Below are 11,160 nucleotides of genomic sequence, written 5' to 3' on the forward strand. Positions count from 1 at the left end.
GGATCTCCTGGTGTGAGGGTTCGGGTTCGCTGGCGTGAGTGACCGACGCCGAGGTCCTGTGACTGTAGGAAGCGACCACGCAGGGGTCTGCAGTGCTGGATCGCTCACCGGACCGGGCCCCGGAAAAGTCGGCAGAACACAGCGATCCGACCCGGTGTTCCGGTGGACGAACCGCACTCCTTGGTGGCACGCGTCACGCGATGGTGTCCTCACGGCAACCGGACGACCACCTCGCCAGATCCTCGGAGACCTCCGTGGTGGCGGCCACTCGACCCACCGGAGCCAGACATGACCAGCACCGAGGACCAGCCAACCGTGAACGACACCGCCCCGAAGCGCGCAGCCGCAGCCGCGTCCACGGCTGTGAAGCCTGCTCGCAAGCACCGCGCGCCCAAGCTTCCAGGACGTCAGGACTGGCGCAGTTGGCCCCACTACCAAGCCGCCAAGGCGGGCTTTCGCGGCTACTGGTATCCGGTGTGCTTCAGCAATCAGGTGACGAACAAGCCGAAGCAGGTCACGTTGCTCGGCGAGAAGATCGTGATCATTCGCGACCAGGGCACGGTGTATGCCCTCAACGACCGGTGTCCCCATCGGGGTGTGCCGTTGAGCTGCGGCAACCAGCAGTTCAAGGGCACCCTCTCCTGCGTCTACCACGGGTGGACGTTCGCGCTGGACTCCGGCGAACTGGTCGGTGCCCTCACCGACGGGCCGCAGTCACCCATCTGCGGCAAGGTGACCCAGCAGACCTATGACGTCGAGGAGCGTCTGGGCATGGTCTGGATCTTCGTCGGTGACGGCGAGAAGCCCTACCCGATCGACGAGCACCTCCCCGAGGAGCTGGTCTCCAACGCCGCGGTGATCGGATCACGCATCCAGCCGCGCGAGGGCAACTGGCGATTCGCGTGCGAGAACGGGTTCGACGAGGGGCATGCCAAGTTCCTGCACCGCACCGCGTTGTGGCGGATGTTCAAGCCGATGCCGGTCTGGAACATCACGAAGATCGTGCCCCGCGGTCGCTGGATCTACCGCATGCAGACCGAGCAGCACTACGACGCCGACTTCCCCGGTCTGGGCCACTGGACGAGCAAGGCCTGGTACAAGGTCAAGCCGCCGAGCGACCCGAACCAGGTGAGCAACCTCGGCAACACCGCGCACAGCAAGGAGCCCAACCCGGTGATCGCCGCGCAGGAGTTCCCCGGGTTCGCCTCGGTGTGCATGCCCGGCATCCTCCGCATCGTCTACCCGACCTTCATCCACTACGAGTTCTACGTGCCGGTCGACGAGGACAACCACCTGTACGTCGGTGTGCTCGCAGAGTTCCGCAAGGGCAAGAAGGTGCTCGGCTTCTACCCGAAGTACCTGGGCTGGGTGCGCTGGCTCTTCCACGGTCAGTTCTCCAGCCAGGACAAGTGGATGGTCGAGGTCACCGACGCTCCGCCAGAGAAGCTCTACCGCCCCGACGAGTCGCTGCTGAAGTGGCGCAAGCTTGCTGAGGACGTCACCGAGGAGCGGCTCGAGAAGCTGGCCGACCAGGGCATCGAGCCCGACCCGATCGAGAGCTGAGGGGACGCATCGTGGGTTCCATCGTGCTCGGCGTGGGTGCATCGCACTCCACGCTGATGAACACCCATTGGGAGAACGTGGTCCACACCGACCGTGCCGCTGCGTTCCGCGACTCACTCACGGACGTTCGGAAGCGGTTGATCGCCGCCGAAGTGGACGTCGCGGTGATCATCGGGTCGAACCACTTCCGGGGCTTCTTCCTCGACATGATCCCGGCGTTCACCCTGGGTGTGGGCGAGGTGATCGCGGCTGGGGAGGCGCAGACCCCGAAGGGACCGCAGCGGACGGATCCGGCGTTCGCACAGCAGTTGGCCACCCATCTGGTCGAGGCCGGTGTCGAGGTTGCGATCTCGGCGCGGATGCAGATCGATCACGGCCAGTCGCACGCCATCCAGTACCTGTTGGACGGCGTCGACATCCCCGTCGTACCCCTGGTGATCAACGTCTTCGCCCAACCCTTGCCGACGCTCCCACGCTGTGCGGAGCTCGGCCGGCGGCTGGCGGAAGCGATCGAATCTGTGTCGGACGACAAGAAGGTGGCCGTGATCGCGTCGGGTGGGCTGTCGCACCAGCTGCCCTGGCCGAGTGACTGGGCAGATCCGCAGAACGAGGACGAGGAGTTCCTCGTCGACGCTTGGCTCAACGGGCGTGGCGAGTGGGAGCGCTTCGACAAGCGCCGTCGCGAGATCATCGTCGCCGCCCAGCCGTGCATCTTCGAGGAGTTCGACCACCAGTTCCTCGCCGACCTCGAGGCCGGCGACCTGGAGAAGTACACCGATCTCACCACTGCCGGGATCGAGGAGGTCGCCGGCAACGGCGGTCAGGAACTGCGGACGTGGCTGACCATGGCGTCCGCCCTCGGCTTCGCCCCCGGCGAATCCCTCTGCTACTCGCCGATGCCGGAGTGGCTCACCGGCATGGGCACCGCAGTCATCGATCCCCACCGCACATCAGGAGTTCTTGCATGACCATCGTCGACGACCAGCGCCTCACCTCGCCTGCCGCCGGACCCGCTCCGGAGAGCAAGTACGTCGAGGCCGACGGAGTCACCTACCACTACCACGACCTCGGAGCCGGGCCGGCGACGATCTTCCTCCACGGTGGTGGCCCCGGTTGCACGGCCTGGAGCGACTTCGGGCCCGTGGCGCCGTACTTCGCCTCCGATCGGCGTTGTCTGTTGGTCGACATCCTGCAGTACGGCAAGTCGGAGAAGTGCCGGATCACGGGACCGATGTGGGACTTCCACGCGGCCAAGACCGTCGCGCTGATGGATGTGCTCGGCATCGACCGGGCCGACTTCATCTGCAACTCGTGGGGAGGCACCATCGCGTTGGCGGTGGCGGCCCACTATCCGGAACGCGTGCGGTCGCTGGTCGTCACTGGATCGATGCCTGTCTTCTACGGCCCGCTGGCGCCGCTGCCCGAGCGTGGCCATCGAGGCCGGGCGGCTCGTGACGTCTACTACGGCGGAGAGGGTCCGACCAAGGAGAAGATGCGGGAGCTGATCACGCGTCTTGAGTGGTACGACGCCGACCGGCTTCCCGACGAGACCGTCGAGATGCGTCACCGGCAGAGTCTCGACCCGGAGGAGACGGCACTCGCCGCGATGTCGGACTCGCCGCGGGGCGACTGGCAGGACCTCACCGGACAGCTGGGGCAGATCGAGGCGCCAGTGCTCTTCATGTGGGGGCGAGAGGACGCCTTCCTCACGCCGGACTATCCGCTCATGCTGTCGCGGATGATCCCGCGCGGGAACCTCCACGTCATGGACCACACCTCCCATCACCTGCAGGAGGAACGCCCTGCCGCCTACCACGCGGTGGTGGACGGCTTCCTCCACTCGGTGGACCACCCCTGATCCACTCCTGAAGGAGGAACCCTCGCATGAAGCTCCTGTTCGCCCTCCTGTCCGTCGTCGCAGTCGGAGCCGGGCTCCGCTACGCGTCGAACCGGATCTCGATGCACCAGCCGGTGCTGCCCGCGATCAACAACCGGATCAACACCCAGGTCCACCGCATCAACCAGTAGCCGCCCTTGCGCGTGCCGCCCCAGCCACCCGTCGGCGACCGCCGACTTCATCACGGGAGAAGTCATGACCACCCCCACCACCATCTGGAACGAGCTCGCCGGACTCGACTTCCGCGTCACCACCGTCGACGCGGGCGGTGTCCCCACCCGCTCCCTGCAGGCGGGCGCCGGCGAACCCGTGATCTTCCTGCACGGCACCTCTGGCCACCTCGAAGCCTTCGGTCGCAACATCGCGTCGCACGCAGAGAAGTACGCCGTGCACGCAATCGACATGCTCGGACACGGATACACCGGCAAGCCGGACTGCCCGTACGAGATCGCACGCTACCGCGACCACCTGGCTGCCTACCTGGATGCGCAGGGCATCGAGAAGGCCCACATCGTGGGTGAGTCGTTGGGTGGGTGGGTCGGCGGTCGTCTGGCGATCGACCAGCCGGAACGGGTCGCCTCCCTGCAGCTGCTGTGTGCAGGCGGCACGGTCGCCAACCCGGAGGTGATGGAGCGCATCCGCACCAGCACCCGTCGGGCGGTCGAGACCGACGACGTCGAGTTGACCCGCAAGCGGATGCAGCTGCTGATGAACGACCCGGCCGATGCGACGGAGGAACTGGTGCAGGGCCGGCACCGGATCTATCACCAGCCCGAGTTCGTCGCGAACATCGACAACCTGCTCTCGTTGCAGAGCATGGAGATCCGACTTCGCAACATCCTCAAGCCTGAGGACCTCGCACAGATCACCACGCCGACCCTCATCGTCTGGGGGCGCAACAACCCGTTCGGGGAGACGCCCGAGGCGAACGCGATGCACGACAACATCCCGGGCTCGGAGCTGGTGCTCTTCGACGAGTGCGGACACTGGCCGCAGCACGAGCGTGCCGCCGACTACAACCCGCTGAGCCTCGGGTTCCTCGCCAAGCACGCGATCGGCTGAGGCGCATGGTGACGATGCGGGCCGTTCGGGTCCACGGCTGGGGCGTCCCTCCCGTCGTCGACGAGGTGGAGCGCCCGGAGCGGGGCGACGGGGAGACGCTGGTGCGGGTGGAGGCCGCCGCGGTGGCGCACCTGGACCGGACCGTTGCCGGCGGCGACTTCGGCATCAAGCCGGACCTGCCGTACGTCGGTGGCGTCGAGGGGTGCGGCGTCGTCGTCGAGTCGGACTCGATGAATGCCGGAGACCTGGTCATGCTGCGCGGCGGCGGACTCGGATTGAAGCGCAACGGCACCTGGGCGGAGTTCGTGGTCGCGTCGGACAAGCATCTCCGGGTGCTTCCCGAAGGCATGCCGGCAGAGATCGGCGCCACGTTCTTCGTCCCGTTGACCACCGCCGCGGTTGGCCTGCACAGTGTCGGGAAGTTGGGACAGTGGGGACTCGCGGGGATCGAGACATCGACTGACGAGGTCGTGGTGGTCGGCGGAGCCGCCGGTGCGGTTGGCTCGATGGTCACCCAGTTGGCCCTGCGCGACGGAGCGACCGTGCTGGGTGTCGTCGCCGACGAGGCCCAAGCGGAGACGCTTCCGCCGGGCGTCGAGGCGGTGCTTGCACACGATGCCGAGCATGCGGCCCGGCTTGCCGAGGAGCGACCGGGTTCCCTACTGGTCGACACGCTCGGCGGGTCTGGCCTGGGCGATCGGTGCCGATGGATCCGCCCCGGTGGTCGAGCCGTCAGCATCGGCTACGTCGCCGGCGCCGACGTGACGCTCGACCTGCCCAACTGGTTGCTCCAGGACGTGGCGCTCCTGCCGGTCAACATGATCCGCCGCGACCGCGAGGCAAGAGAGCTCGCCGACCGACTGATGCCGCTGCTCGTGAGCGGAGAGGTGACCCTGGGGGTGGAGAGGTTCACCTTCGAGGAGGCCCCGCGCGCCCTCGAACTGCTCGGCGCCGGGAAGCTGCAGGGCCGCGCCGTGTTGGTGCCGGAGGAGACGCCGTGAGCACCCCCGGGGCGAGTGCCTTGGACCCGGCAGTCGTCGAGGCAGCTGAGCGGCTACGGCACGCCCAGACGACGAACAGGCCGTGTCGTCCGATTCGCGATCTGATCGGTGTCGACGCTCTGGACGCAGCGTATGCGGTGCAATGGCACGTCACCGCGCTCGCAGAGATCAGCGGTGCCCGGGTGGTCGGCCACAAGCTCGGCATGATGTCTTCTGCGGTGCGGGCGCAACTCGGGGTCGCAGAGCCGACGATCGGCACGTTGATGGACACCATGCAAGTGGCCCATGACGGCGTGGTTCCCCTCCGCCGCCTGTTGCAGCCGTTGGTCGAGGCGGAGATCGCCTTCAGGCTGGCAGACGACCTGGACGGACCGGACGTGGACGCCGAGCAGGCGCGCGCTGCGGTAGGTGCGGTCTACGCCGCCCTGGAGGTCGTCGACAGCCGCATCAGCGGGTGGGACATCTCCGCCGTCGACACCATCGCCGACAACGCGTCGAGTGGGATGTTCGTGCTCTCCCCGGAGAGTCGGCCGTTGGGTGACTGGGACCTGCGGATGCTCCGGATGGAGCTGCGCTGCGGTGGCGGGGTCGTCTCGTCCGGCAGCGGCGGTGACAACTGCATGGGCGATCCACTACGTGGCCTGGCGTGGTTGGCCAGGGAGGCCAGCCGTCAAGGGAACCCGCTGCGCGCCGGGATGCTGGTGCTGGCCGGTTCGTTGGGGCCGATGGTGCCGATCACGGAAGGTGACTCGTTCTCGGCCCGCATCGGCGACCTGCCGGAGGTTCGCGTGCACTTCCGGAGCAGCGTCGCCGCCAGGGCCGCGGCGGAGGGGCTTGATGACCACCGACCAGCGCGACCACGAGGACCTTGTCGGCGCGGTGATGGCCGAGGCCACGCGAGACCGCCTTCTCGAGACGGTGTGCGGCCTGGTCGACATCCCCAGCCCGACGGGAGCTGAACGGCCGATCTCGGAGTGGATCGCCGGCCGGCTCGGCGCGGTGGGGCTCAACGCTTCGGCACAGGTCATCGATGACCGTCAGGCGAACGCGGCGGGTGTGCTGAGGGGTCCGGAGGACGGGAAGTCCCTGCTGCTCTACGCACCGCTGGACACCTTCACGACCGGGGACCCGGCGCTGGACCTGCCATGGGCCGGTTCGACGATGCGTGCCGACATGTTGCCGCAGGCGAAGGTGTACGACGATCTGGTCGTCGGCCTCGCAGCGGGGAATCCGAAGGGGCACGTGGCCGCCATCATGGTGGCGGTCGAGGCACTGTCTCGCAGCGGCGTGCCCCTGCCCGGTGACGTCGTAGCCGGGTTCGGCGCGGGTGGGATGCCGAGCTTCGCCGTACCCGGGGCCGGCGTGTCCGGCAGGGAGAACACCGGGCACGGAGTCGGTGCCACCTTCTTGCTCGAGCGCGGGTTCACGACCGACCACGCGGTGATCGCCAAGCCGGGGTGGAACGTCTCCCACGAGGAGGTCGGACTGGTCTGGATCGATGTCGAGGTCCCCGGACTGCACAGCTACGTGGGTAGCCGGGACCGGTTGCCCTATCGCAACGCCACCGCTGTCGCAGCCGCGGTGATCGAGCGGCTCGAGACCTGGTTCGACGAGTACGCCGGAGCACATGAGGTCGGTTCGATGCGACCGCAAGGTGTCGTCTCCTCGGTGGTCGGTGGCTTCGAGCGGCTTGCCGCCTCGACATCGGCGTCGGTGCGGTTGCGCCTCGATGTGCGGATGACCCCGGACCAGACGGCGCCGGAGGTGGTCCGGGAGGTGCGGGCGCAACTGCGAGCACTCTCGGAAGAGCTGGAGGTGCCGATCCGGGCCAGGCAGATCGCAGCGGTACCCGGGACCCGGACTGCTCGAGACTCCGAGATCGTCCGTGCGACCACCCAAGCCTGGGAGCGGGTGGCCGGTCGATCCCATGAGTTGATCCTCGCCAACAGCGGTGCGACGGACGCCAACATCTTGCGCCTTCGGGGAGTTCCAACGGCTCGGGTGGGCATGCCGAAGGTGATGAAGGCGCCGGACGGTGGGCCAGTCGACTTCACGCTCGGCATGAACATCGTCGATGTGCAGGAGATGCGTAGACTGGTGGAGGTCTTGGTGAGGACGACGTTGACCTTGCGTGGCGGCGCCGAGACGAGGAAGAACGGGTGATCATGGCGAGCCAGGCCCGTCCCTACGGTGAAGGCCTCGGGCAGGGGGCCAACAGTGTGCTGGGCAAGGTCCGGCTGATCCTGGAGGCCTTCCGCCTCGACGACGTGGATCTGTCGCTGTCGGAGCTGTCGCGTCGCACGGGCATCTCCAAGGCATCGGTGCACCGGCTCGCCCAGGAGTTGCTGGACTGGGGCATGTTGGAGCGATCGGGCCAGGAGTACCGACTCGGAATGCGTGCCTTCGAGCTCGGATCACGGGTGCCGCGCTACCGGGTGCTCCGGGATGCGGCTCGACCGTTCATGGAGAGCCTCCAGTTCACCACGAAGGAAGTGGTGCTGCTCTATGTCCGCGACGGCATGGAACTCCTCTGCCTCGAGAAGATCGCCAGCGGACCACAGGCCGCGCGACCGTCGCGGATTGCGCGCCGGGCCCCGCTCCACTGCACCTCCAGCGGCAAGGCGATCCTGGCCTACTCACCCGCGTCCGTCGTGGAGGAAGTGCTGGCCGGCGAACTCGCCCGGCTCACGCCCTCGACCACCATTGCTCCGGGACTCTTGGTCGAGCAGCTGAGCAAGGTCCGCATCAACCGCTACGCCACCGAGATGGAAGAGGTCGCCCAGGGTTACTGCTCGGTGGGCGTCCCGATCTTCAGCAGCAGTGACTTCCTGCTGGGCGCGCTCTCCATCGTCGCGCCGACGTTCCGCGCCGACGTTCCGAAGCTTGCCCACGCACTATTGGCGACCACGAGCCGGCTGTCGCGCTCGTCGATGCTCAACTGATCCGCCTCAGCGGCCGGTGAAGCGCGCCTCCCTCTTGTCGAGGAAGGCCTGCAGGCCCTCGGCTGCGTCGGCCAGGTCGAGGTTCGCCCGGACGTAACGTCCTTCGAGTTCGAGCGCATCGCCGAGCGGGAGGTCGAGGCCCTCGGTGACGACCTGCTTGATCAGGCCGATCGTGGCGGTGGGGAGTGCGGCGAGTCGGCGCGCCTCAGCGGCGACGACCTCGTCGAAGTCGTCGCCTGCGACCAGGTCGACGAGGCCTTGTGCTCGTGCCTCTTCGGCATTGAGTCGGGTGCCGTCGATCATCAGCCGCTTCGCCCGGTGGGGGCCCACCAGGCGAGGTAGCCGCTGGGAACCGCCGGCGCCGGGGAAGATCCCCAGCCTGCTCTCCGGGAACCCGAAGGTCGCCCGCGCGTGCAGGATCCGCAGGTCGCAGGCAAGGGCGAGCTCGGCACCGCCGCCCAGTGCGTGACCGTTGAGCGCGGCGATGACCGGCTTGGGAGCGAGTTCCAGGATTGCCTGCACCTCGATCCAGCGACGCATCGCCCGATAGATCTCCGGGTCGAGTTGGCGCATGACCCGGATGTCGGCGCCTCCGATGAAGATGCGGCCGGTGCCCCGGATGACGATGCAACGGACGCTCGCATCCTCGGTGAGCTCCGGCAACGCTTCGATGAGACGTTCGATCAGCCCGGGATCGACGGTGTTGGCGGGACCGTTGGCGAGGGTCACCGTGGCGACGTCGCCCTCGCGTTCGAAACGGAAGCCGCGGTCGGCGGTGGGACTGTCGGTCAGGCTCATTCGAGGACTCCCAGATCGTGGAGGTGGCGGATGCGGTCGTGGTCGAGGCCGAGGATCTCCTCGAGCAGCTCGTCGGTGTGCTGCCCCAGGAGCGGCGCGGGCGACACGATCCGGGCGGGGGTCGTCGAGAGGTGGGCCACGATTCCCTCGACCTGCACCTCGCCGGCCAGCGGATGCTGCTGGACCGGGTAGAAGTTGCGCGCGGCGAGCTGCGGATCGGTGGCCACCAGGTCTCGGCCGTCCCTCACGGCGTACGCCGGGACACCTTGTTGCTGCAGGGCGGCGGCCAGCGCGTCCCCGTCGGACCTCGCGGCCGTCGTGGTGAGCGCCAGGACGGGATCGTCAGTGCTGTCGCCGACGACGGCCGCCACGGCCTCCGTGAAGTGTGCGGAGGTCGTGACCCCGACGGTCAGCCAACGGTCCTCGCCGGAGGTGCGAAGGGTCAGTGGACCGGCGGTGGCGCCCTCGCCCGTCGCCTCGGCGGGCAGCAGGGTCTCGATGAGCGCCGTACCGAGGTGGGCCGACATGGCCTCCAACTGGGACAGGCCCACGTGGCCGCCCTGTTCGCGGATGAGGTGCTCGAGGGTGGCCAGGGTCGCGGCGTTCGCGGCGACCATGTCGCCCAGCCCGAAGGTCAGGCCCTGCGGTGCATGTCCTTGCTGGCCCGTCTCGTGGGTGAGTCCGGACATCGCGGCAAGGGTGTCGGCAAAGGTCACTGCCCTCCGCCACGGCCCGTCCGAGCCGACTCCTGCCATCGACACCAGCACGACACGCGGGTTGAGCTCGCGCAGCTGCTCCCAACCGAGACCCCACTTGGCGAGGGTCCCGGGGAGAAGTTCTCGACGATCACGTCGACCTGGGCCGCGAGTTCACGCAGCAGCGCCGGGCCTTCCTCGCTCCGCAGGTTGAGCGCCAGGCTCCGCTTGTTGCGGTTGAAGTTGAGGAAGTAGCCGGAGTCGTCGGGACCAGCCTCGGGACGCAGCCGCATCCCCGGCGAGAACCGAGTCGGATCCTGTCGATGTCGTGACTCGACCTTGATGATCTCGGCACCGTGGTCGCCGAGTGTCCGGGTGACGTAGGGGCCAGCGAGGACCCAGGTCAGATCGAGGACGCGGACCCCGGACAGGGCCCGCGGCGAGGTGTCGCGGCTGGTTCCGGCGGCACGGTGGATGGTCATCGCTGCGGCGGGGCATGACCACGTGACGTCGACGTCGACCTCACGTGGTGCCGTCAACCGCACGGGACGACAGAGCGCTGGGGACTCGTAGGGAAAGCCGACGTCACGTACGGTGCCGTCGTCGGTCTCGATGTCGACGAGGAACTGCCGGTGCCGGAGTTGGGGGTTGTCCAGCAGGTCGGAGGCGGTGGCGACGGCTGCCCACGGGAGCGAGCGCTCCCGACCAGCCGCTGCCATCACCGCCGTGCTGCGACGCTTCGAGAAGGCAGCGACCACCGTGTCGACGTACTCCCGGTGCGTCCAGCGATGGATCGGGTCCTGCCAGATCTCGTCGGCCAGGTCCTCGGCCTCGCCCTCCTCGACCATCCAGGCGAGCAGGTCGTCCCACATCCGGTTCGATCCCGAGTACCCGCCAGCGACGTACCCGTCCGCGGTGGGGAAGACACGGTGGGCGACGTGAGCGTAGACGCCGCTGGTCCGACCGGGGGTCGTGCCGGCGTGGATCCAGGAGATCGCACCGGTCTCGAGAGTGGCCGCGACGGCCTCCTGCACGGAGATCTCGGCGAACTGACCCTGACCGGTGCGTCGACGGGAGAAGACCGCGAGCAGGGCGGCGATGGCAGCGTGGGCACCTGCCAGCTGGGTGGCCTGGTCGCGCGGCGGAGGGGTGGGCGCGGACCCCGGGTCGCCGCCGAGCCATGCCATCCCTCCCGCCGCCGC

Annotated in this window: 11 protein-coding genes; 8 read left to right on the top strand and 3 right to left on the bottom strand. The window is 68.2% G+C overall.

Annotation, left to right across the window (positions count from 1 at the left end; translation table 11 throughout):
* Positions 1-288: 288 nt before the first annotated feature.
* The 8 genes from L1066_RS05580 (at position 289) to L1066_RS05615 (ending at position 8,465) form a co-directional block, all read left to right on the top strand.
* On the top strand, positions 289-1,563 hold the full coding sequence (locus L1066_RS05580; RefSeq protein ID WP_235735368.1) for an aromatic ring-hydroxylating oxygenase subunit alpha: 1,275 nt from the start codon (positions 289-291) through the stop codon (positions 1,561-1,563).
* An 11-nt stretch (positions 1,564-1,574) separates the two neighbouring features.
* The gene (locus tag L1066_RS05585; RefSeq protein WP_235735369.1) at positions 1,575-2,531 is read left to right on the top strand and encodes a DODA-type extradiol aromatic ring-opening family dioxygenase; all 957 of its coding nucleotides are present in this window, start codon (positions 1,575-1,577) and stop codon (positions 2,529-2,531) included.
* Complete coding sequence (locus tag L1066_RS05590) at positions 2,528-3,421, top strand: alpha/beta fold hydrolase (protein WP_235735370.1); 894 nt, start codon at positions 2,528-2,530, stop codon at positions 3,419-3,421. The genes L1066_RS05585 and L1066_RS05590 overlap by 4 nt, the downstream gene beginning before the upstream one ends.
* Positions 3,422-3,447: 26 nt before the next feature.
* A complete protein-coding gene (locus L1066_RS05595; RefSeq protein WP_235735371.1) occupies positions 3,448-3,591 on the top strand; it encodes a hypothetical protein in 144 nt (47 codons plus the stop codon).
* 64 nt (positions 3,592-3,655) lie between these two features.
* The gene (locus L1066_RS05600; RefSeq protein WP_235735372.1) at positions 3,656-4,522 is read left to right on the top strand and encodes an alpha/beta fold hydrolase; all 867 of its coding nucleotides are present in this window, start codon (positions 3,656-3,658) and stop codon (positions 4,520-4,522) included.
* A 5-nt stretch (positions 4,523-4,527) separates the two neighbouring features.
* Positions 4,528-5,523 (top strand): quinone oxidoreductase family protein, encoded by a 996-nt coding sequence (locus tag L1066_RS05605; RefSeq protein WP_235735373.1) that lies wholly within the window; start codon positions 4,528-4,530, stop codon positions 5,521-5,523.
* An 837-nt stretch (positions 5,524-6,360) separates the two neighbouring features.
* Positions 6,361-7,686: a M20 family metallopeptidase gene (locus L1066_RS28420; protein WP_249224278.1), complete on the top strand. Its 1,326-nt coding sequence runs from the start codon at positions 6,361-6,363 to the stop codon at positions 7,684-7,686.
* 2 nt (positions 7,687-7,688) lie between these two features.
* Positions 7,689-8,465, top strand: coding sequence for an IclR family transcriptional regulator (locus tag L1066_RS05615; protein WP_235735380.1), 777 nt, complete (start codon positions 7,689-7,691; stop codon positions 8,463-8,465).
* 6 nt (positions 8,466-8,471) lie between these two features.
* Here L1066_RS05615 and L1066_RS05620 read toward each other — a convergent pair whose 3' ends face one another.
* From L1066_RS05620 to L1066_RS05630, 3 genes are all read right to left on the bottom strand, one after another.
* Complete coding sequence (locus L1066_RS05620; RefSeq protein ID WP_235735375.1) at positions 8,472-9,263, bottom strand: enoyl-CoA hydratase/isomerase family protein; 792 nt, start codon at positions 9,261-9,263, stop codon at positions 8,472-8,474.
* Positions 9,260-10,054 carry a CoA transferase gene (locus L1066_RS05625; protein WP_235735381.1) on the bottom strand — a complete coding sequence of 265 codons (795 nt, stop codon included), beginning with the start codon at positions 10,052-10,054 and terminating at the stop codon, positions 9,260-9,262. The genes L1066_RS05620 and L1066_RS05625 overlap by 4 nt, the downstream gene beginning before the upstream one ends.
* The coding region (locus tag L1066_RS05630) for a CoA transferase (protein ID WP_235735376.1) at positions 9,976-11,160 on the bottom strand (1,185 nt) is incomplete at its 5' end. The genes L1066_RS05625 and L1066_RS05630, both read right to left, overlap by 79 nt.

Origin of the sequence: Nocardioides alcanivorans (assembly GCF_021555175.1) — a bacterium.
Classification (GTDB): domain Bacteria; phylum Actinomycetota; class Actinomycetes; order Propionibacteriales; family Nocardioidaceae; genus Nocardioides; species Nocardioides alcanivorans.